The 22,039-nt window shown below is 55.5% G+C and carries 18 protein-coding genes, 1 tRNA gene and 1 pseudogene; 8 read left to right on the top strand and 12 right to left on the bottom strand.

Annotated elements, in window-relative coordinates; genetic code table 11:
* Nucleotides 1-72: 72 nt before the first annotated feature.
* Nucleotides 73-1,257 carry an ATP-binding protein gene (locus B9A24_RS01690; protein ID WP_084443401.1) on the bottom strand — a complete coding sequence of 395 codons (1,185 nt, stop codon included), beginning with the start codon at nucleotides 1,255-1,257 and terminating at the stop codon, nucleotides 73-75.
* A 315-nt stretch (nucleotides 1,258-1,572) separates the two neighbouring features.
* Here B9A24_RS01690 and hemA point away from each other — a divergent pair, with 315 nt between their 5' ends.
* Nucleotides 1,573-2,844 carry a glutamyl-tRNA reductase gene (hemA, locus tag B9A24_RS01695; RefSeq protein ID WP_084443402.1) on the top strand — a complete coding sequence of 424 codons (1,272 nt, stop codon included), beginning with the start codon at nucleotides 1,573-1,575 and terminating at the stop codon, nucleotides 2,842-2,844.
* 200 nt (nucleotides 2,845-3,044) lie between these two features.
* On the opposite strand, the gene B9A24_RS01700 is transcribed toward hemA, so the two are convergent.
* The gene (locus B9A24_RS01700; RefSeq protein ID WP_084443403.1) at nucleotides 3,045-3,353 is read right to left on the bottom strand and encodes an ArsR/SmtB family transcription factor; all 309 of its coding nucleotides are present in this window, start codon (nucleotides 3,351-3,353) and stop codon (nucleotides 3,045-3,047) included.
* Between the two features lie 231 nt (nucleotides 3,354-3,584).
* On the opposite strand from B9A24_RS01700, the pseudogene B9A24_RS01705 reads away from it, so the two are divergent.
* Nucleotides 3,585-4,813, top strand: a pseudogene (locus B9A24_RS01705) (Glu/Leu/Phe/Val dehydrogenase dimerization domain-containing protein).
* A 44-nt stretch (nucleotides 4,814-4,857) separates the two neighbouring features.
* Nucleotides 4,858-6,003 carry a mechanosensitive ion channel family protein gene (locus B9A24_RS01710; RefSeq protein WP_084443404.1) on the top strand — a complete coding sequence of 382 codons (1,146 nt, stop codon included), beginning with the start codon at nucleotides 4,858-4,860 and terminating at the stop codon, nucleotides 6,001-6,003.
* A 132-nt stretch (nucleotides 6,004-6,135) separates the two neighbouring features.
* Here B9A24_RS01710 and B9A24_RS22905 read toward each other — a convergent pair whose 3' ends face one another.
* Together B9A24_RS22905 and B9A24_RS01720 are read right to left on the bottom strand one after the other, a co-directional pair.
* Entirely contained in the window at nucleotides 6,136-7,056 is a 921-nt protein-coding gene (locus B9A24_RS22905; protein ID WP_084443405.1) for a TerB family tellurite resistance protein, read from the bottom strand.
* Nucleotides 7,057-7,190: 134 nt separating this feature from the next.
* Complete coding sequence (locus tag B9A24_RS01720) at nucleotides 7,191-9,779, bottom strand: AsmA-like C-terminal region-containing protein (RefSeq protein ID WP_143434700.1); 2,589 nt, start codon at nucleotides 9,777-9,779, stop codon at nucleotides 7,191-7,193.
* Nucleotides 9,780-9,917: 138 nt separating this feature from the next.
* Here B9A24_RS01720 and B9A24_RS01725 point away from each other — a divergent pair.
* The 4 genes from B9A24_RS01725 to B9A24_RS01740 all read left to right on the top strand — a co-directional run bounded on the left by B9A24_RS01725 (nucleotide 9,918) and on the right by B9A24_RS01740 (nucleotide 13,266).
* Nucleotides 9,918-9,995 (top strand) — tRNA-Val (locus B9A24_RS01725).
* A gap of 225 nt (nucleotides 9,996-10,220) precedes the next feature.
* Nucleotides 10,221-10,706 (top strand): hypothetical protein, encoded by a 486-nt coding sequence (locus B9A24_RS01730; RefSeq protein WP_084443407.1) that lies wholly within the window; start codon nucleotides 10,221-10,223, stop codon nucleotides 10,704-10,706.
* 161 nt (nucleotides 10,707-10,867) lie between these two features.
* Nucleotides 10,868-12,490 (top strand): ArnT family glycosyltransferase, encoded by a 1,623-nt coding sequence (locus B9A24_RS01735; RefSeq protein WP_084443408.1) that lies wholly within the window; start codon nucleotides 10,868-10,870, stop codon nucleotides 12,488-12,490.
* A gap of 83 nt (nucleotides 12,491-12,573) precedes the next feature.
* Nucleotides 12,574-13,266 (top strand): GNAT family N-acetyltransferase, encoded by a 693-nt coding sequence (locus tag B9A24_RS01740; protein WP_143434701.1) that lies wholly within the window; start codon nucleotides 12,574-12,576, stop codon nucleotides 13,264-13,266.
* Here the strand turns inward: B9A24_RS01740 and coaE are convergent.
* The 8 genes from coaE to B9A24_RS01780 all read right to left on the bottom strand — a co-directional run bounded on the left by coaE (nucleotide 13,263) and on the right by B9A24_RS01780 (nucleotide 19,916).
* Entirely contained in the window at nucleotides 13,263-13,868 is a 606-nt protein-coding gene (gene coaE, locus B9A24_RS01745) for a dephospho-CoA kinase (RefSeq protein ID WP_317044210.1), read from the bottom strand. The genes B9A24_RS01740 and coaE overlap by 4 nt on opposite strands.
* Nucleotides 13,865-14,830 (bottom strand): YbbR-like domain-containing protein, encoded by a 966-nt coding sequence (locus tag B9A24_RS01750; protein WP_084443410.1) that lies wholly within the window; start codon nucleotides 14,828-14,830, stop codon nucleotides 13,865-13,867. The genes coaE and B9A24_RS01750 overlap by 4 nt, the downstream gene beginning before the upstream one ends.
* A 19-nt stretch (nucleotides 14,831-14,849) precedes the next feature.
* Entirely contained in the window at nucleotides 14,850-15,200 is a 351-nt protein-coding gene (gene yajC, locus B9A24_RS01755) for a preprotein translocase subunit YajC (RefSeq protein WP_317044211.1), read from the bottom strand.
* Between the two features lie 77 nt (nucleotides 15,201-15,277).
* Nucleotides 15,278-15,802: a DUF1573 domain-containing protein gene (locus B9A24_RS01760; RefSeq protein ID WP_084443412.1), complete on the bottom strand. Its 525-nt coding sequence runs from the start codon at nucleotides 15,800-15,802 to the stop codon at nucleotides 15,278-15,280.
* 153 nt (nucleotides 15,803-15,955) lie between these two features.
* Nucleotides 15,956-16,957 (bottom strand): isocitrate/isopropylmalate dehydrogenase family protein, encoded by a 1,002-nt coding sequence (locus tag B9A24_RS01765; RefSeq protein ID WP_084443413.1) that lies wholly within the window; start codon nucleotides 16,955-16,957, stop codon nucleotides 15,956-15,958.
* A gap of 118 nt (nucleotides 16,958-17,075) precedes the next feature.
* Nucleotides 17,076-17,387 (bottom strand): YtxH domain-containing protein, encoded by a 312-nt coding sequence (locus B9A24_RS01770; protein ID WP_084443414.1) that lies wholly within the window; start codon nucleotides 17,385-17,387, stop codon nucleotides 17,076-17,078.
* A gap of 152 nt (nucleotides 17,388-17,539) precedes the next feature.
* The gene (gene nusB, locus B9A24_RS01775) at nucleotides 17,540-18,724 is read right to left on the bottom strand and encodes a transcription antitermination factor NusB (protein WP_084443415.1); all 1,185 of its coding nucleotides are present in this window, start codon (nucleotides 18,722-18,724) and stop codon (nucleotides 17,540-17,542) included.
* Nucleotides 18,725-18,824: 100 nt separating this feature from the next.
* Nucleotides 18,825-19,916, bottom strand: coding sequence for a Glu/Leu/Phe/Val dehydrogenase dimerization domain-containing protein (locus tag B9A24_RS01780; protein ID WP_084443416.1), 1,092 nt, complete (start codon nucleotides 19,914-19,916; stop codon nucleotides 18,825-18,827).
* A gap of 272 nt (nucleotides 19,917-20,188) precedes the next feature.
* Between B9A24_RS01780 and B9A24_RS01785 the strand changes: the two genes are divergently transcribed.
* Nucleotides 20,189-21,973 (top strand): ABC transporter ATP-binding protein, encoded by a 1,785-nt coding sequence (locus B9A24_RS01785; RefSeq protein WP_084443417.1) that lies wholly within the window; start codon nucleotides 20,189-20,191, stop codon nucleotides 21,971-21,973.
* Nucleotides 21,974-22,039: the final 66 nt, after the last annotated feature.

Here is a 22,039-nt window from a genome sequence, read left to right on the forward strand (position 1 = left end):
CTGTTCAACGAGGGCCTCATCCCCTAGCCCCTTCTCTTCGGGCGAAGGGGCTAGGGGATGAGGCCCTCGTTGTTATTCACCATTCAATACCACCCGAAACGTAGTTCCCTTTCCCACTTCTGACCATTTCACAAACAGCCGGCCCTGGTGGTAGTTCTCAATAATGCGCTTGGCCAACGCTAGTCCCAGGCCCCAGCCTCGCTTTTTGGTGGTGTAGCCGGGCAGAAAAACCCGGTCGAGCTTGCTTTTGGGGATGCCTTTGCCGGTATCGGTGATGTCGATGGCAATCTGGGACTTATTGCGGGCCGGACGGCGCAGATGAATGGTGATACTGCCGCGGCCATCCATCGCGTCGACGGCATTTTTGCAGATGTTCTCGATTACCCAGTCAAACAGCGGAATATTGAGCTTGGCTGGCGTGTGCGTAGGCAGGCTTGTCTCGATCTTGATCATCACCTTCTTCGATACCCGGCTTTGCAGGTAAGCAATGGCGTTCTGGGTCACTTGCAGGATGTTCTCGTCCTTCAGCACGGGCACGGAGCCGATGTTGGAGAAACGCTCGGTGATAATCTCCAGGCGGCGCACGTCCTTACCCAGCTCATCCACGATGGGCTCATCCCGAAACCGCTCCGACTCCTTCAGGTAGGTGTGCCAGGCCATCAGACTGCTCAGTGGCGTGCCCAGCTGGTGGGCCGTTTCTTTGGCCAGACCTACCCAGACGCGGTTTTGCTCGGCCCGGCGCGAGTAGCTGAAGGCGAAATAAGCAATAACGCCCAGGCAGGCAATAATGGCCAGCTGCACCAGCGGGTAGTAGCGCAGCTGGGTGAGCAGCACCGAGTCCTGGTAATAAATATAATTGCGCAGCCCCGCCGCATACTCTACCACGATGGGCGGGTGCTGGGCCTTCATCTTTTCAATCCGCTCGCGCAAAAACCGAATAGATGCTTCCTCCGAAATGCCCTTGGGCAGGTCGATATTTTTAGTACCCTGAATATTGCCCTGATCGTCGGTGAAGATGATGGGGATGGTGGTGTTGGCATCAATAATCTGCTCTTGCACGAATACCAAGTTGGTTTCTTCTTCCGTGCTGATAATGTAGCGCTGGGCTTTGGCATACAGGTCTATCTGCTGCTGCTCGCGCTCGGAAAGGCGGCCTACCAGAACATTAGTGTAGATAACCGTAGCGGCGGCAATAAGCAGGGCACCAGCCAGCACCACGAGCTTGATACGGGACTTCTGATCGTAAATCGGTAGCAAAGGCAGAAAAGCTGTAAGGCAAAAATGTCCCCCGCAGAAGGCTCGGAGGACTACAAACGTACTGGCAACGAAGATACGTGCCCGCACCCGATGCAGACGCTTTGGCCCTAACTCAGGTTCCACAGCTCTGCTTCCAAACGGTCGCTATACTAATTTTTCAAGTTTATCGATGCCCTAAAAAGCCCCCCAGTCTGGCTATAAGCGTTTTGGCACTATACTTTACATATCCTCGAACCACCATGGAGGATCGGCTGTTTTCACACTAGCGATTTCCGCCGTATTTTTGCCCCCCAGATTCTCGCACTAGCACCAGCTATGCTCCACCCATTCAAAGCTGTCAGCCTGTCTTTCAAGAAAGCCCCCCTAGAAATCCGGGAGCTGATTGCTTTAGATGAAGCTGCTTGCCGCCGCTTCCTGCACTCTCTTCACCACGACCTAGGTCTTAGCGACCTGCTCGTGCTCAGCACCTGCAACCGGACGGAGGTATACTACACCGCCGACCACGACCACAGCACGGCCATCATCACGGCCCTGGGCCAACTCAAGGGCTTGCCCGAGAGCCACGCCTACGCGTCGTATTTCGATGTTCTCGACACTTATGAGACGGCCGTTCAGCACCTTTTCGAGGTAGCCATGGGCCTTGACGCGCAGGTAGTAGGTGACCTACAAATCAGTAATCAGGTAAAGAACGCCTACCAGTGGGCCGCCGACGCGGACGCGGCTGGCCCGTTTTTGCACCGCCTGATGCACACCATCTTCTTCACTAATAAGCGGGTACAGCAGGAAACCAGCTTCCGCGATGGGGCGGCCTCTACTTCCTACGCCACGCTGGAGTTGGTAGAAGAGCTAACAGCCGACGTAGCCAACCCGTGCATTTTGGTAGTAGGCTTAGGGGAAATTGGGGCTGATGTATGCCGCCACCTCGGCGACAGCAGCTTGTTCACCAACGTCAGCATCTGTAACCGCACCCGCGCTAAGGCTGAAGACATTGCCGCTGAGTGTGGCTTACGCGTACTCGATTTTGAAGGCTTGGTAACGGGTCTTAAGGAAGCTGATGTTGTTATTTCCTCAATCAACCGCGATTCGCCCTTCTTCACCACTGACATGGTGGCGCGCCTCGACGTGCTGAACTACAAGTTTTTCATCGACCTCTCGGTGCCCCGCAGCGTAGAGGCAGAGGTGGAAAATGTGCCTGGCGTACTGGTGTATAACATCGACGCTATCCATAGCAAAGCCAGCGCGGCGCTGGAGCGGCGTCTGGCCGCCGTGCCGCAGGTGCGGGCTATTATTACCGAGAGCATTGCCAGCCTCTCCGACTGGACCAAGGAAATGTTGGTGTCGCCCACTATTCAGAAGCTGAAGAATGCCCTGGAGCAGATTCGGCAGGAGGAAATGGACCGCTACCAGAAGAAAATGGCCCCCGAAGAAGCCAAGCGCATGGACGAAATTACCCGTTCTCTGATGCAGAAGTTTCTCAAGCAGCCCGTGCTTCAGCTCAAAGCTGCCTGCAAGCGCGGCGAAGCTGATCAGGTTATCGACATCATCACGGAACTCTTCGACCTAGAAAACCAGCCGGCCACGGTGTAACGCGAAGCTCCAGCTTGGCGATCCGTCGCGGTCGTTATTTCAAAAAAGCCCCCCCCCGCGAGTCGTGCTGTAACAAGCCAATTGAACGTTCGCTTGCAAATAACGACCGCACCGGTTCAACAGCCTGAAGCTTGGTGTTACACGAAAAAAGACCGCCATGAGCGGTCTTTTTCATTTGGTTTCATCAAAGAACCAGATGATTACATCGATTCGCAGCAGTCTTCGAGTGAGTCGATCACATCGAGCAGCTTGGGAATCGATAGGGAGTAGTAAATCTTGGTACCTACTTTAAACGACGAGAGGATACCCCGGTCTTTCAAAGTAATAAGATGCTGAGAGGCAATGGCCTGGGGCAAGTCGAGCGAACGGTAGATCTCCGTTACGGTCATCTTGTCCTCCTTACCCAGCAAATCCACGATTGCGAGGCGTTTGGGATGGGCCAACACCTTGAGCATTGCGGCAGCCTTGTCTACTTTTTTGGATTCTACACGCGCCAGCAGAGGTTTCATATACTAGTACAAAGGTGGAAAACTTAGGGAGAGAATAAGGATCATACGATATTCTAGCCCTGCAAAGTTCCTTTGAAACGAACATAGCGCTGAAAAGATTTGGTACTAGCTAGGTTTAGTTAGGTTTTGCTTGTAAAAAATTATGTTCTAAAAGCTTATTCCAAAGCGCTAGCAAGGCTCTACTTACCTTTGCGTTACTTTTTCCCGCCCTATCATTTTTTGCTATTTATAATGAAAGACCTGCTGGCCAAATTTGAAAATAAGCGTCCCGAAATTTTTTTTTTGAATGGAAGGATGCCGAAACCGAGGCCGAAGGTTGGGTGGTCATTAACTCGCTCCGGGGTGGAGCCGCCGCCGGCGGCACCCGCATGCGCCAGGGCCTGGATAAGCGAGAGGTGGAAAGCCTGGCCAAGACCATGGAAGTGAAATTCACCGTGCCGGGGCCGGCCATCGGGGGGGCAAAATCGGGCATCAACTTCGACCCTCATGACCCGCGCAAGCGCGGCGTGCTGGAGCGCTGGTACAAGGCGGTTATTCCACTGCTCAAAAAATACTACGGCACCGGCGGCGACCTGAATGTGGACGAAATTCATGATGTAATCCCCATCACGGAAGATTACGGCCTCTGGCACCCCCAGGAAGGCATCGTGAACGGCCACTACCACGCCACCGAGCCCCAGAAGATTCAGAAGCTGGGTCAGTTACGCCAGGGCGTGGTGAAGGTGATTGAGGATGCCACGTTTACGCCCAGCCTGGCCCGCAAATACACCGTCGCCGACCTTATAACGGGCTACGGCGTGGCCGAGGCCGTGCGCCACTACTATGAGCTGTGGGGCGGAGAGCTGGCCGGTAAGCGTGCCCTGATTCAGGGCTGGGGCAATGTGGGCGCGGCGGCGGCCTATTACTTAGCCAGCCAGGGCGTGCGCGTCACCGGCATCATCGACCGGGCGGGTGGCTTGCTAAGCGAAGATGGGTTTTCACTTGAAGACATTCGGCAGCTGTTTCTGGATCGAAAGAACAATACGCTCACGACCAGCGACTTGCTTTCTTTCGAGGAAATTAGCCAGCGCATCTGGTCTTCGGGGGCTGAAATCTTTATTCCAGCTGCGTCGTCCCGCCTCGTTACCCGTGGGCAGGTAGAGCAAATGCTGGCTGGCGGCCTTGAAGTTATTTCCTGCGGAGCCAACGTGCCCTTCCAAGACCCCGAAATTTTCTTCGGGCCTACCGGCGAGTATGCCGACCAACACGCTTCCGTTATTCCCGATTTCATTGCTAACTGTGGCATGGCTCGGGTATTTGCCTACCTGATGGAAACCAACGTTGAAATCACCGACCAAGCCATCTTCGGCGACACGTCGCGCGTTATTCGTCGGGCCCTGGAGCGTACCCGTCAACAAGGCAACGACCGCACGGGATTAGCCCAGAAGTCGTTTGAGATGGCCTTGCGGGAGCTGGTATAGTTTGTTGATTGCCTTCCTTAAGGCCAATCATATTTTGCATTACAATGACTGTCAACCAATTTCTTCAGTACCGATTTTTCGGCAATAATATCGGCACTTACCTCGTGTGCGGGGCTATTCTGCTGGTTGGGTACGCCTTTAAAACCTTGTTGTCGCGCTTTTTGTCGCACCTGCTGTTTCGTTTCCTGCGCAAGCAGACCGAAGACGTAAGCGAACGGCAGTTTCAGGCCCTGCTCATCAAGCCTATCGCGGTGGTCGTGTTTCTGATTACCGTTTTTCTGGCGTTCAAAGTGCTTGATTATCCGGTTCGCAGCTCCGAGCTGGACAAAAGCGACCACTGGGTGGAGCTGGTTATTTTTCGGATTTACCAGATTGGCTTCATCACGGCCATTTGCTGGATTATACTGCGCCTCATCGATTTTTTCGTATTGGTGTTCAGCCGCCGCGCTGAGATACTGCCCTCCCGGCTGAATAATCAGCTCATTCCTTTTGCCAAGGATCTACTGAAGGTGTTTGTGATGATTATCGCCTTTCTGGTCATCCTGGGTAAAGGTTTTGGCGTGAACGTCACGGCCCTTATTGGTGGCCTGGGTATTGGCGGCCTGGCCGTGGCCTTCGCTGCCAAGGAAAGCCTCGAAAACCTGATTGCCTCCTTCACCATCTTCCTCGACCGTCCCTTTAATGTAGGCGACCTAGTGACCGTGGGCGGCGTAACCGGAACCGTTGAAAAAGTAGGCTTCCGCAGCACGCGTCTGCGCACGGTAGAGAAAAGCTACGTCACGGTGCCCAATAAGTCCATGATTGACAAGCCTTTGGACAATCTGTCGCTGCGCACGGCCCGGCGCGTCAACTTCACGCTCACCATCAGCCACGAAACGACCAGCGACCAGCTGCGCCGCATTATCGCTGATGCCACGGCCACCATTCGGGCACACCCACTTACCACCAACGAGGTGCAGCTTCAGTTTACGGCCCTCACGCCTACGGCCAAAGAAGCCGCCGTGCAGTACTTTGTCGAAACCAACGATTACAACGAGTATCTGGCCGTAAAGGAGGAACTGAACTACGGCATTGTGGAGGCCGTGGAGCGCCACGGGGGCAAGTTTGCCAACGTGTTGGCCAGTTCTCAGCTTCCTGCTGAACGCTTGCAAGGCTTGGAATCAGTAGAGCAGCCTGTTTTGGGAAAGTGAGAGGAGAAAGTAAAGCTGATAGCAAAATCTTTTCAAGGCTCATATAACTTTTCACAATACAGAAAAAGCCCCCCAGAACATATTCTGGGGGGCTTTTTCTGTATACAATGCTTATTAGCGTGCAAACCTGGCTTAGCGTCCGCCGAGCAGCCCCCCGAGCAGGCCGCCCATACCGCTGCCACCACCCAGGAGGCTGCCGAGGCCACCGCCGCCAGCTGAGCGAGGCGCAGAATTAGGTCGCCCGCCCAATCCGCCCAGAATGGAGGTGAGCGAGCCAAGGCCGCCACTGCCTACGTGCGAGCCCTGCTGGGGCAGCTGCTGCTGGCCGCCACCGCCACCTAGTACGTTGCCCAGCAAGCCGCCACCGAGCAAACCACCGAGGAGGCCGCCCATGCCGCTGCCGCCCATGCCGCTGCCGCCCATACCACCCATCAGGCCGCCCATGGTGCTGCCGCCCATCAGGCCGCCCATGCCACCGCCGCCCATCATACCACCCCGACTGCCGCCGCCCATCACGCGCGACAACACCATGGGAGCTACTATACCCAGCAGGCCACCCATGAGAGCACCTTTGGGAATGCCAGCACTTGCGAGCTTGTCGGTAATACCACCAAAGAAGCCCTGCTTGGCGGGGTCATTGGCATCGTGGGGCACTTTTTCGGCTTGGTCTACTACCTGCTCCAGCGTATGCTGCTGCTGCTGATTGATGCCCAAGTAGGCCGATATTTTATTGACCATTGCCTCCTCATCGTTGGAATAAGCTCCGTCGGCGCGGGCGAAACTGATCAGGTCAGTAACCAGGGAAAAGCGCAGTTCGCTGCCCCGCAATACATCCAGATTCTGCTGTACAGTGCTATTGTTGGCATCCTGGGCGGCGCTTACCACCTGTTGGGCAGCACCGCTAGAGAGGCCAGCTGCCTGAGACAGCTGCTGCAAAAACTCTATTTCAGCATCCGAAGCTTGCCGGTCGGCCGATGCCAAGCTGGCAATTACGCTGAGGTAAGCCGTTTTTTCCTGCTCGGAGTAGTTCTGCAATACTTCATTGTCGTTCATAGCGGTTGTGTTTGGGAGGAAAGAAAAATACCGCTCTCCTTAACGCGCCACAATCGGAAATGTTGATGCTCACCTGTCGCCCGCAGTAGAACAGGGATCAAATATCTTATAGCTTATGGTTGCTACCAGCTGTACTAGAAATCAAAATATTCACCTGTTTGAGGCTGAGCAGGCTTTTTCGCTGGTTTTTTCGTCTCGAATGGCCTGCGTGTTTCCGCGGGCGGAGTGGCGGGCGATGCGTCAGGATCGGTGGAAGCATCAGGATTTTTCAGCAAGTCGCCCAGGCTGGGTCGGGGGCCAGCGGGAGGCATCGTAGCGGCCCGGTTGGCCTGCACGCGCGCCCGGTCGTAGCTTACCCTGAAGTCGTTTTCATCTCCCTGAATGGCCAGCAGCAGGTTGGGACCGGTAGTACCGCTGCCCCCCACCGACGCCCGATGCAACAGCCCCGGTAGTACCGGAATTGAGAGGTGATAATCCATCTGCTGGTCGAAAGTGTGCGTACCCGTAACGCGGATAATGGAGGCGGTGCGCACATTAGAGCGAATTTCCATTTCCGGCATGTATACCGTTCGGCTCTGAATATAAAAGTTATTGGTGAGCTCCGCGAAGCGCAGCTGCCGCAGCTGCTCGCGGCGCGCTATCATGGAAAGTTTCTGTAAGGGCTCGAAATTATTTAGCTGGCCATCGCGCACCGTGGCTCTTATTTCGGCTTCCATACGGTCAGTAAGCGGCGTCAGACGGCGGTCGAAGTACAGGTCCGACTCGCCCGAGGCCGTAAGGCGGCCGCGCAGGTGCCGAGCCGTGATAAACTTTTGGCCGAAATCTTCAAACACATAAAATAAGCTGTCGAGCGGCAGCTGGGAGCAAGCCATGGTGGTATGCACCTTCAACAAATCGGGCTGGCGCGCATCAATGCTCCCCCGGATGCTGGCTTGCCCCCCAGCCGCCGCCACACTTAGCATGGGCGAGGAAATAACCTGGTCGCGCAGGCGCAGCGCGCCACTCAAGTCGCGCCCCCGAAACCGCCGAAATCGCACCCGCCCCACCTTGGCCTGCACATTCAGCGCGAGGTTAGGGGCCACATGAAACTCGTATTCTGATTGCCGGCCAGGCTTTTTACCCATTGGGGGGCTTTTTTGCGAGGAAGTAGCATCAGCTAGCTGCGCACTCAGCAGCTGGTCGAAATCGAGTAGGCGAGAGGTTACGTCGGCCTCCACCAGCAGCTGCTGGCGTGGTAGCAGCAGCCAGCCCAATGCATTTTTAAACAGGCCATTGAGTTGAAAATCGGAGCGACCAATGCGGCCTTTGAAATCACTAACGGCTACATCGTTACGACGCAAAATAAAGTTGCCACTCATGCCGGTAAATGGCTGCCCGAAGTTCCGTAGCCGCAGGCTCACGCCGCGCAGCGTAAGGTCGCCGCTGGATTGCACCGCTGCCGCCGCCGGCTGGGCCCGAAACGCGCGCAGATTACCGTTGAAACGTAGCGAGAGGCGGGCATCACCGCTAGCCGCGCGCACCGCCGCCACGGGATAGAACCGCAGCGCGCGGGCCACATCGAGGTCGGCCCTCAAATCGAGCTGTACGCTGGGGTCATCGAAGTTATGATAGCGCAAATTGCCCCCCAGTGCCCGCCCGTGTAGTGTACCGCGCACCTGGCTTAAAGCAAGCGTTGAAGTCCGCAGCAGACGCTGGGTTCCGTTATCGAAGGTGCCCGTCAGATAGACGTGCTCCACGGTTTCGCGGTACTCAGGATGATAAAAGGAAGCATCGCGACAGCCAAACTGCATCACTACCCGCGGGTTGCTGTAAGCCGACATAGCACCGCGCACCGTACCCCGAAAGTAGACGTCCCCACGGCTGCGGTATGCGCTAAGGTTGCCGGCCAGACGCGGAGGCAACAACGCCACCAGAGATTGAACATCTGTCTGTCGACCATCGAGCCGCAGATCCAGCACCGTTTCGCCCCCGTAGCCGACTGTACCAGCTACCCCGTAGGTAGCAGGCCCAATGCGCAGGTCAGAGGGCTCAATGGTGATGCGCCGCCCTGGCCGGTCAATAGCAAGCAGCGTTTTAATAATCAGCTCTTTCTCCCGAAAATATTTATCCTCACCCAGCGCAACGGCTTCAATCCGGGCGCTGCCTTCGGCTTTAATGTCAATCAGAGTTTCGGTTACAGAAAGGGCAGCGCGCAAATCGTGGGCCCGCACGGTATGGCGCTGATGCCGGGCCGCATCATTATACACCACCAGTACCCGCCGCAGATTAATTTTCTCCAGGTCAAAAGCGAATGGCTGGTCATCAGGCGTGCCCGTAGAATCTGCGCGGAAAACATCCCAGTTGGGCTGGCTTTGAGCATCGTAGCGCACCTGCACCGTCGCCGAATCCAGCGTCACGGCCCGGATACGGTAACGCCCAGCGACCAAATCCCAGGCATCAAAAGCACAGTAAAGCCGGCGGGCGCGAGCCAGCGCTACGGTATCCTGGGGCAAAGAGCCGCCCACTACCACGTTTTGCAGCGTCACGGAGACCCGTGGAAACTGGTCGATCAACGAAAGATCAATTTTGCCCACTTGCACAGGCGTACGCAGATGCCGGTTAGCCTCCCGCACAAACAGCGCAATGATGCGCTCCTCTCCCAGCCAGATTCCCAAAATGCCCCCCAACAGCAGCAAAATGCCCCCCAGCAACGAGTACAGAAAAATCTTTTTTAAACGAATCAACAACCGAAGTTTTCTGGTAGTGAAACAGTTGGGAGCTTTTATTATCCCTCCCACCGAAAATTATACCCCGAAGGTCGCAGTTTTTTTTGCGTATTCGAAAATGACCTGCCATATTTGCCATCCCAAACGGGAACAAAAGGGAGATTAGCTCAGCTGGTTCAGAGCATCTGCCTTACAAGCAGAGGGTCACTGGTTCGAACCCAGTATCTCCCACCAAAAAGGACAGTCGGCAACGGCTGTCCTTTTTTTGTTTAGTTCCATGGATTTTATAGTCTGTATAGCTAGTTGATTGAACCCTATAAAAATCAATATTTCTATGGGTTTTCGTAGAATATTTATAATAAAGTAACCTGCTGAAGCGTATAGCGTATTTAGCTTGGCATTGCGGCATCCCGGCTGCTATTGAGTTGCTTCATTTCCATTTCCATTCATCTCGTTACCATGAAAAATCTGTTCCATATTACCCTCCTGTTGTTGCTTGCTGGCATTTTTACTGCTTGTCCTAAGAAGAGTGACCCGGAAGCAGCAGATCCTAAAACCACTTTGCTAATCAACAAGGATTGGCGCGCGACGGCCGATGTTAGCGTAACCACCACTAGCGCTGGCGCTAGCACAACGACTGATAACTACGCGGCACTGGCCGCGTGTGGCAAGGATGATTTTATCCGCTTCAACGATAATAACGTCCTGGAGATAAACGAAGGACCCAGCAAATGCTCTCCTGCCGATCAGCAAACCGCGAAGGGTACCTGGAGCTGGAACGCCGACCGCACGGTCATCACTTTTACGGAGCCTTGCTTATGCCCCAACTTCCCGTCTACTCTTAGCGGACCCGCTGATTTGACTTCCTCAACCCTGGTTGTCAAGCAAACATCGACCAACAACGGTTCGACTACCGTGCGTACGGTTACTTACGGTTCTATCTAAGGATAGCTAAGCCACTAAACCATTACCTAAAAAGCCCGCTTCATTCGTGAAGCGGGCTTTTTTGTGGCTGCCAATTACTATGTCAACAACCGATCTGCTCCATACTCTTCATTGGCTAGCTGTTAACTTGCGCAGGCACTGTAGTGGCTGTAAGAGTCTTTATGCCTGACCTGTTTCGTTTTAACTTCTTTAAGTCGAGCAGCCGGTGGATTGTGGGGGGCTTTTTTGGGGTGCTGCTGAGCCTGGGTTTTTGGCTGCATGATGACTACGGCGTATCGTGGGACGAGCCGAACAACCACCTAAATGGGCTGGTAAGCGCGAAGTATCTGACCCAGCTGGTAGCACCCGAATTGGTGGCCCGCCAGCCCAGCAGCCGCCTGATTCCCGACATCCGCACCTTTGCCGATGCCGACCACGGGGTGGCCTTCGAGTTGCCGCTGGCCCTGCTCAGCTTCGTCTTTACTCACGGCGATTCGCGGGCCTTCTACCATCTGCGTCACTTCTGTGTGTTTCTGGTCTTCGTACTTGGGGTTTGGGCGCTTTATCAACTGGCGAAGCAGCGGTTTCAGGACTGGCGTTGGGCCGTGCTGGCAGCAGGGCTACTGGTGCTTTCCCCGCGCTTCTTTGCCGAAGCCTTCTACAACGGCAAGGACATCGTGTATATGGCCTCGTTCACGATAGCCATTTACACGCTCACCCGGCTGCTACAGCGCCCTGCTTACGGGCGAGCCGTAGTTCATGGCCTGGCTACGGCGCTGGCGGTGGACGTGCGGGTGCAGGGCCTACTACTGGTGCCTGTAACGTTGCTCCTGCTGGGCTTGGAAGCCGGCTACCGGGCTCGGATCGAGCGCGGACAGCTGTTGCGGGTGGGGGGAATATATGGGGTAAGCGCGCTGGCCCTCACAGTGCTGGGCTGGCCTTACCTCTGGGCTCACTCCTGGCAAGAGCTACTGGCCGCTACCCAGCGCATTAGCCAGTATCCCTGGGCTGGGCGCGTGGTGTATTTTGGGCAAGTCTTGTCGGGCACGCAGCTTCCCTGGCATTATATCCCGGTTTGGATAAGTATTACCACTCCTTTCCCTTACGTGCTTGCGGCCTTAGCTGGAGTTGGAAGCTGGCTGCGGGAGATGATTCAGCAAGGGCGAGCGAGTCTAGGTACGTTTGCCGGCCGCCTCGATCTACTTTTCGTTAGCTGGCTACTGGTGCCTGTGCTGCTGGTTATTGGATTGCGTCCGGTGGTGTATGATGGGTGGCGGCACTTATATTTTATCTATCCGGCACTGGTGCTTCTGGCAGTACGTGGCGCGCATACACTAACCGCTATGGCGCGGCAGTGGCCTCGATGGCGGCCCCTGGCTCTAGGTGCCGCCCTCATTGGCAGTTGGGGAATGCTGCATGCTGCCTGGCGCATCGCCCGCGACCATCCGCACCAGCAAACGTATTTCAGCATTTTGCCCCCCAGCTTTGCCCAACGCAATTTCGACCTTGACTACTGGGGCCTTTCTTACCGGCAAGGCCTTGAATGGGTGCTCGCTCACGACCAGGCGCCCACCATCAGCGTCCATTCGCCCTGGCCCAGTGGAACCCTGGTTTACACGAACTCGCTAATTTTGCCCCCCACTGACCGCGCCCGCTTACGCTTCACCAACCACCAAAACGCCGATTATATCCTCACCAATTATCGTTATCGGACGCAGTCCTTCCCCGACACTATCGGGCGAGAGGTGCATACTATCCGGGTGAACGGCGTGCGCATCCTATCAGTTTTTCGACGCTCCGGTTAGTAAGCTGGTCATAAGCGTTTTGGCGATTTAGTCCCTTTCATAGCTATATCGCTCGCCTATTCGGTATCGTTCCTTAATGCGTGATGTCACTGCTTGAAGTTTCTACTGTCCGGCACCGGCGGCAATTCCTGGAGCTGCCTGCCCGAATTTACCAAAACCACCCCAACTGGATTTCACCGCTCGACAACGACACTGAGGCCGTCTTCGACGCGCGGCACAACCCAAATTTTCGGCACGGCACGGCTACCCGCTGGATCCTGACTGATGCGCGAGGCACAGCCATTGGCCGCGTCGCCGCCTTTGTGAACGAGGCTACCACACAGGCCGACCCTACGCTGCCGACCAGTGTCATCGGCTTTTTTGTTGCCTATCATCAGTACAAGCCCGTTGCTTTTTTCGTGAGTTTACCCGAATTAAATCAGACTTTTAAGCATGTAGGTCCACGGTTAAATCTGGGGGGCAAATTTCGGTTTGTTTGGGAGAAATGGTGCTACGAGCGACGAAAGCCGCGAAAAATGTTTGGGGTCATCTTCGGAGTAGTGCCTGCTCATCAGGGCAAGGGCGTCGAGTCGGCGATGCTGGTACACGCCCAGCGGGCGCTCGTGGAGGCGGGCCACACGGAGATTGAGATGAATTGGGTCGGCGACTTCAACCCCCGTATGCTGGCTCTTACCCGCGCCATCGGGGCGCGCATTTCCAAAACGCACGTTACGTACCGCAAGCTCTTCGACCCGACCCTTCAAGCGCAGCACGATAATGAGGTAGCGAAGTACTAAGCTTGTTGCCTGTACAGCGTATCAAGCGCCAGCACCTGGGGTATAAGCAGTTGCTGATCATCATTATACACGACATAATCAGCGCGCTGCACCTTCTCCTCCTCGCTCATTTGCTTGCCGACAATAGCCAGAATATCAGCGGCAGTACGGTGAGGGTCGCGGCGCAATACGCGGGCCTGCCGCACGGCCTGGGGGGCAAAAACGGTGATGATGCGGTCGAGCTGCCGGTAAGCACCCGACTCATAAAGCAGAGCCGCTTCTTTCAGCAAGTACGGGTGCCCCGCTTGCTGCTGCTCCGCTGCCCAGGCTTCAAAGTCGCGGCCCACATGCGGATGCACCAAGGCATTGAGCCGGGCCAGCTGAGCGGGGTCGGAGAAGGCTACGCGGGCCAGGTAAGCCCGATCGAGCTGGCCAGCCTCGCTAAATGTCTGGGGGCCAAAAGTGGCCAAAAGTTCAGCCCGCAGCCTCAACTCATTAGCCATGATCCATTTAGCCCGATAGTCAGAGTCGTAAACCGGTGCGCCCAGCAGCTGAAACAACCGGCAGACAATACTCTTTCCTGACCCAATACCTCCGGTAATGCCGATTCGCAGCATACTCATCGAGCCCGCAAAACCCGCACGGCGGGCGTCTTGATAAGCGTGCCGCGGGCCAAAGCAGGAGCTTGTACGAGGATGGGCTCCAGGCTGGAATCGGGAGCAGTCAGCTTGCGATAATTCAGCATTACGCGCAGCTCCTGTAGGTTCAACCGGGCAGTATCTTCGGGGAAACACTGTACTTCCACGGTGACGGTTGCGGGGAAAAATTGAAATTTCTCCCCAACCGGAAAATTATTGAACTCAGGTATTACCTGCACTGGCACGGTTAATAAAGGGCGCGGCTGTAGGCGCACCTGTATTTCCTGCACGTTGGTTTCCACTGAGGCCGGACCGCCGATGGGCACGATGATAGCCCCGTCGCTGCTGCCAGCCGGGGCTTTAGGCAAATGCACGGGGTAAGGACTGGCAAGGCGGTTTACGGTGCGGGCCGGACCCCGGAAAGCAATACTCTCGGGCACAAAGCGCGCCGCGTAAGGCAACGCGGAGCCATCGGCATCCGGGCTGAGCGTCAGCGGTAAGCGGCGCGTTACCAGTGCATCAAACTCTACCCAAAGCGTATCGGTCAGGATGTAGTTGAACTGCATGCCTTCCATGGCCGTCTGCAGGGCCGGCCGCAAGGACCTGCCCGTAACAAAGCGAGTGGCTGTGGGCACGCGGCTTATGGGCACCTCCGCCGGCTTCACGTCCAGCATCAGGCTTTTGCGCAACAGCTTCCACCCGCGACCCGTCACGTTTACCGCTACTTCCGTCGGGAGCGGCTGCACCGGGATAAAGCGCGTGGCGTCGTAGCGCCAGGTCAGGGGATAAGTAATGCGGGTAGAATACGTTTTGTTCAGTGCATTCAGCAGCCAAAACGTGGAAGCCGCCACAAAACAAACGGTAACTGCCCGCCAGTAGCTGCTCTCCTGCCCGTAAAACGGGCTGGTGAACCAGCGAACCAGACGGGCAGCACGAGTGAGCGGCAAAGCAGTATAGTTAAGGCTATTATGGCGTTGTTATGGGCGCTTTTGCGGCTGGAGTTACCTCCCGCGCAATGGCGCTGCGGTCAAATTTGAGGCGGGTGCCCCGATCTACTTCTACAATTACCGATTCCTCATGCACGTCTACGACTTTGCCGTGCAGGCCACCAATAGTAACCACGGTGGCGCCTTTAGTCAATGACTCGCGAAATTTACGCGCCGTAGCCGCCCGCTTCTGCTGGGGCCGGATCATAAAGAAATAAACTACGGCGGCAATAGCCACCGGAAACAGAAACTGGGTAATGCCCCCCGCCGGGGCTTGCAAGAAAAGCGTGAGGAACATCAGAGAGGTGTTGGGTTGAAGATGAGATGCCAAAGCTACCAAGTAGCCAAGCGGCGCACGAGTCAGCAAAAATAGCAAGAGCGGCTTGTGGGCCGCCCTTACTTACTGTTTTATTGCGCTAACGGTCCGTTTTGGCCGTCAGGCAAGATGTTGGTGCGAATGGCAATCTGGGTGATAGTGGGTTGGGTGTTGGCCCGGATAGCTATCTGCTTGTTCTGCAGGCCGGTTTTGCCCTGGCTGTCAAACTGCACGTCGATGGTGCCTTTAGCACCGGGCGCGATGGGCTCCTTGGTCCAGTTCGGCGTGGTGCAGCCGCAGGAAGCCGTTGCGTTTTCAATCAGCAGGGGGCTTTTTCCGGTGTTAATGAAGGAAAATGTGTGCTTTACTACGGCACCGGGCTTAATGTCGCCAAAGTTGTGCTCGGTTTCGGCGAAGGTCATCACCGGCGCATTGGGGTTAGGCGCTTCGGTTTCGCTAGCCACGTTGGGGTTGTCTACTACCGGACTGGCCGTAGCATCAGCGGCGGTAGCGGCGGCGTTCATGCCGGCGGTGCCTACATCAGTGGACTTATCGGAGTTGCAAGCGCCCAGCAACACTGCAAAGGCGAACAAGGAAGGAATCAGGGTACGTTTCATGGAGTTTGTTAGCAGACCATCTTAATTGGACAGCCTAAGTTCTTCGTTTTCAATTAAAAAAACTAAAACAGGTGAATACTATGCAGGGTTCCGACATCTAGTACCCAACTGCCCCTGTTAAAGCACACAGAATTAGGTGCCGGGGGGCATTTTTTACTTTAGATTATCAATTACCGCCTGCGCAAACTCGCTGGTCGAGGCTTTGCCCCCCAGGTCGCCGGTGCACTTCTCTTTTTGCAGCAAGGTAGCATCAAGCGCCGCCTCGAGGCGGTCGGCGTGGCCGTGCTCGCCCAAGTGGTGCAGCATCATCAGGGCCGAGCGCAGCAGCGCCGTGGGATTAGCTTTGCCCTGGCCGGCAATGTCCGGGGCCGAGCCGTGAACGGCTTCAAATATGGCCATATCGTCGCCGATGTTGGCGCCGGCCACTACGCCTAAGCCACCTACGAGACCAGCGCAGAGGTCCGACAGAATATCTCCAAACAGGTTAGTAGTCACGATAACATCAAACTGCTCAGGCTTATTCACCAGCTGCATGCACATGTTATCAATGATTTTATCCTCAAACTGTATCTGCGGAAACTCCGCAGCTGCTTCTTTGCAAGCGTTGAGCATGAGGGTGCCCGCCATCTTTATGATGTTGGCCTTATGCGCCAAGGTTACCTTCTTGCGGTTATGCTTGGCGGCGTAGGCAAAGGCCGCGCGGCAGATTTTGCGCGAGCCGGCCACCGTAATGCGGTTTGTAGAGTCGGCAATGCCCAAGCGCTCATCCCACGTTTCCAGGCCTGAATACAGGCCTTCCGTATTTTCCCGAAACAGCACGATGTCGATGTCCTCGTAGCGCGTCACGATGCCGGCATTGGACTTAGACGGGCGCACGTTCTGATACAAGTCATACTTCTGGCGCAGCGATACGTTTATGCTGCGGAAGCCCTTGCCCACGGGCGTCGTGATGGGACCTTTCAGTGCTACCCGGTTTTTCTCCAGCGAGTCCAGCAACGCCTGCGGAATCAGTTCCCCCGACTGGTCGAAGGTCGTCTGGCCAGCGTTTTGCTTTTCCCACTGCACCGGTACCTGCGCGGCGCTGAAAATATCCGTGACGGCCTTCGTGATTTCGAGCCCGATGCCGTCGCCGGGAATAAGGGTGATAGTATGCATCAATCGTTGAGCGCTAAATGGTTAAATGACTAAATGGTTGAAGGTTAAATGGCTGATCGTTCATTCAAACACAAGAACGATCAGCCATTTAACCTTCAACCATTTGGCCATTCCAAAATTAAACCGTCTTACGGGAGTTGATTTGGTTGATGAGCTGGTCAACATCGCCGAGCAGTTGCTCCGCTTTGTCTTTGGCTTCGCGAATGACCTTCTGGCCTTCCGACTTGGCCGTAGAAGGGCCGGCATCTACCCGGCTCGTCACCAGGCTTTCGGTAAGGTCGGCTAATACCTCGCGGTACTTTTCGAGCTGATAACTAAGCCAGCTGCGGGTTTCGCGGCCTTTTTCAGGCGCGTACAGCAGACCCAAAACGGCTCCGGTAAGGGCACCGCCCGCGAAGCACACAAGGCCGGTAGTGGTTTTGCTACCCATATTTTTAGAGAAATAAAGTTAGAAGTGAGTACAGAGAAGCGAGAAGTGAGACACTAACTATTGCTGAGTACGCAAAGACAGAAAATGAGATATAAAGCCGGCCGGGAACAAAATCAGTCTCGCCTCTCACTTTTCGTTTCTTACTTCTCCAATTATTGATTGTCAAGTAAGCCGCGACCCGACTTACGGATAGCACCGCTAGCCGTCAAATCCTGGGCCAGCTTGTCCAGAATACCGTTAATGAACTGCTTGCTCTTGGGCGTGCTGTACATCTTGCTGATTTCGATGTACTCATTGATGGTCACCTTCACCGGAATGCTGCGGAAGAGATGCATTTCACACAGAGCCATTTTCAGCACGATCTTATCCAGCTGAGCCACGCGCTCCACGTCCCAGTTCTGCACCGATTCGGCAATCAGCTTTTCGTAGCGCTCGTCGTCGGCCAGGGTTTGCTGGTACAGGCTCTGGGCAAACTCCTTATCCTCAGCCCAGTTGGCCGACAGTGCCATCAGCTCCAAGTTCTCGTCGGCTGCCTCGTCGAGCATCTTCAGGGTTTTGACCACCAGATTTTTGACTACCGAGCGGTTTTCTTCCCAGTTCAGGTCGGCCTCATCCAACTGGGTAGCCAGCGCGCCTTCCTTGAACACGAAAGTTTTATACAGATGCTTCAGCGCCTCCTGGTCTTCGGCATAATTGCCCCCCGGCGCGGCCAGGTAGGCCTGAAAGTCGGCGTCCTGCTTTATTTCCTGGCGCCAAGCGGTGCGCAGGGCTTCCATTTCCTGTTCGCCGTTCCACTCCAGTTTGCGCCGGATGGTCAGGTCTTGCAGCTGCTTGTTGGCCACCAGCTTGTCCAGCACCTGGTTCTGCTCAAACCTGATGGTGTCGAGCAAAGCTTCTTTAGAAGGCGTAAAGCGGCGGGCCTCCCGGTCGCGCTCATCTTCCATTACCCGCAGCAAAGCCGTGGGCAGGTTCAGCAGATGAAGGTACTGGTCGTGAATGCTCTCAGCCGCGTGCAGCATCTGACCCTCAAAGAAGGTTCCTTCTTTTTTGACCTGCTTTTCGTAATAGCTGATGGCATCGGCTACGGCCTCATTTACGGCCGCGTCCTCGGTTTTTTCCGGTGCCGCGCCCGTCTTGTGCCACTCCTTAAAGATAACCTCGGCTAGCTTGCGCTGGCCTTGCAGCATCTTGCGGTCCTGCGGCTCGGGCGAAGTCAGGTCGGGCGCGAACTCCTCCGCGATACGGTCATTGGCCAGCAGAAAATCTGACCCTACCGCTTGATGGTAAGCGTATAGGGCCTGCATAACCTTGATGCGAAGCGAGCGACGATTGAGCATTCTGTTGTGGTGTGTGTTGCGAATTGTGAGTTGCCTTATTCCAGTCAGGAAACGAGTTTTCTTCTACTTTTCAAAAGGCAACTCACAACGCACGACGCAATTAATAAGTTGATTTTACTTTGCCTAAGGCAGCAATACGCTGCTCGGCCTGGCGAATGGCGGCTTTCTGGGGGTGAGTACCTTCCTGCTCTGCCTTGTTAAGTACTTCAGTAGTGAAATCGAAGATTTTCTCGGTCTGGCTGAGGGCCGACTTGCGGCTGCCCCCAATTACCTCGGAATACACGTTGATAAGCCCCCCGGCATTGATGAGAAAGTCGGGCGCGTACACGATGCCGCGCTCTACCAGCGCCGGACCATGCACGTTCTCGTCCTGCAGCTGGTTATTGGCGCAGCCCGCAATCACACGGCACTTCAAACGGTCAATCGTGTCATTATTGATGGTAGCGCCCAGAGCGCAAGGCGAGTAGATATCTACCTCCTGATCGTAGATTTCATCCAGGCCCACGGCTACGGCACCATACTTGGCGGCCATTTCCAGCTTGCGGTCCTCGTAGTAGTCGGTCAGCACGATTTTGGCACCTTCCTTCACGAGGTGCTCCAATAAATAGCCCCCCACATGGCCCACGCCCTGCACCGCGATGCGCTTGCCCGCCAGGCTTTCCGATCCGAAGGCTTTTTTGGCCGCCGCTTTCATCCCCATATAGGTACCAAAAGCCGTCACGGGCGACGGGTCGCCGGAACCGCCCATGCTTTCGGGCAGGCCCGCTACGTGCCTGGTTTCCATGCGGATATACTGCATATCCTTGGTCGTCATCCCTACGTCTTCGGCCGTGATATACTTGCCGTTGAGGTTCTGCACGAAGCGGCCAAACTTGCGCAGCAAGGCTTCGGTTTTTTGCGTTTTGGCGTCGCCGATGATGACGGCCTTTCCGCCGCCTAAGTTCAGGCCCGAAATGGCGGCCTTGTAGGTCATGCCGCGCGAGAGGCGCAGCACATCGTTCAGGGCCTCGGCGTCGGAGACGTACTCCCACATGCGGGTACCGCCCAAAGCAGGCCCCAGCACCGTGTTGTGGATGCCGATAATGGCTTTTAGGCCCGTCTCGTGGTCGTGGCAGAAGACCACTTGTTCGTGCTGATGCTCGGCAATCTGACCGAAAACCGATGTATCGGTCAACTCTTGGATTTCAACCATGCGGGACAAAAATGAAAATTTGGGTGGTGGGAAAGGAAAATGGGTGGAAAGCGGTTGTTGTATCTTTGAAGAATGTAACGCCAAGCTCTAGCTTGGTGAATCGTTGCGGTCGTAACCACAGTTAGTACTCAACAACTCACCAAGCTGGAGCTTGGTGTTACACCCCTCAATTTGGGTGCAAAAGTAAACCGATTTTCTGATTTTGCCCCCCGGCTGTCGGGCTTACGTAGCTTGCCGGGCCCTTTCTTCCACCCGCTCCAACCCATTGTACCGTGCGCGCTCTTGCCTCTACCAATAAGTATTTGTACCGCTATAAATGGCACTTTCTGGGCGGCGTGCTGTTCGTGGCGCTCTCGACGCTGCTTGCCATTTTTCCGGCCCAGATCGTGCGTTATGCCTTTGATCTGGTAAATGAGGGCATCGACTTATACCACCTCTTTGCGGGCACGCGGGCCCAGAGCGGCGTGTACGAACTGTTTGGACGCAACGTGCTGCTCTATGGCCTGCTCATCGTGCTTATGGCCTTGCTGCGGGGCATCTTCCTGTTCTTTATGCGTCAGACGCTGATTGTGATGTCGCGGCGGGTGGAGAACGACCAGAAGAACGAGATTTTTCAGCACTACCAGTCCCTACCGCTCAGCTTCTACCGCCGCCACAACACCGGCGATTTGATGTCACGCATCTCTGAGGACGTGGGTCGGGTGCGCATGTACATTGGGCCGGCCATCATGTACTTTATGCAACTCGTGATTCTGTTCGTGCTCATCGTTCCGCTCATGCTGCTGGTGAACGTGAAGCTGACGATTTACACCCTCCTGCCGCTACCTGTTCTCTCCATCAGCATTTTCTACGTCAATAATCTGATCGAGCGCAAGTCCGACGAGATTCAACGTTCCCTGTCCAGCATGACGACCTTCGTGCAGGAAGCGTTTTCGGGCATTCGGGTGCTTAAGTCCTTTGTGCGGGAGGATGATTCGCACCAGCAGTTCACTGCGGCCAGCGACAACTACCGCGAAAAATCTCTGAGTCTGAACTTTGTGAATTCCCTCTTTTTCCCGCTGATTTTATTCCTGGTGGGCCTGAGCACGATTATCACGGTCTGGGTTGGTGGTCAGGAAGTTATCCGGGGCACCATCAGCGTGGGCAGCATCGCCGAGTTCCTGATTTATGTAAACCTGCTCACCTGGCCCGTCACGGCCCTAGGCTGGACCAGCAGCCTCGTGCAGCGGGCCGAAGCCTCGCAGGCCCGCATCAATGAGTTTATGCATCAAAAGACGGATATCATTTCGCGCCAGAATGTAGAGCGCGAGATTCAGGGCGACATCATCTTCGATAACGTGTCCTTCACTTATCCTGATACCGGTATTCAGGCGCTCCAAAAAGTCAGCTTCCGCATCCGGCCCGGTCAGACGCTGGCCGTTATCGGCAACACTGGCTCGGGCAAAAGCACCGTGGCCGCTCTGCTCTGCCGCCTCTATGACGTAAGCGAAGGCCACATTCTGGTGGATGGTACCGACGTGCGCGACTACGCCCTGACTTCTTTGCGCGAGCAAATCGGCTACGTGCCCCAGGATGTATTTCTGTTTTCCGATTCCATTCGCAACAACATCAACTTCGGTCTGGAACACCCCACCGAGGAAAGAATGCTGCAAGCGGCCAAAGACGCCAACGTGTACGACAACATCGTGCAGTTTCCGCTGGGCTTCGATACCAAGCTCGGCGAGCGGGGTATTACGCTTTCCGGGGGGCAAAAACAGCGCGTCAGCATTGCCCGCGCCCTGGTCAAAGAACCCAAAATCCTGATTCTCGACGATTCCCTCTCGGCCGTCGATACCAACACCGAGAACGCCATTTTAGGCAGCCTCCAGCGCATTATGGCCAATCGCACCAGCCTGATTATCTCCCACCGCGTGTCGTCGGTGAAGCTGGCTGATGAGATTCTGGTGCTCGATGATGGCCAGATCGTGCAGCACGGCACCCACGCGGCTCTCATGGCGGATACGAATGGTCTGTACCGCGCCCTCTACGAGCGACAGCTGCAGACGGAAGAAGTGTAGCTACTCCCCACCCGTATCAAACACAAAGCCCCCCAGACGACTCTGGGGGGCTTTCTACATACTCCT

Source organism: Hymenobacter roseosalivarius DSM 11622 (genome assembly GCF_900176135.1).
In the GTDB taxonomy this organism is placed as follows: Bacteria; Bacteroidota; Bacteroidia; order Cytophagales; family Hymenobacteraceae; genus Hymenobacter; species Hymenobacter roseosalivarius.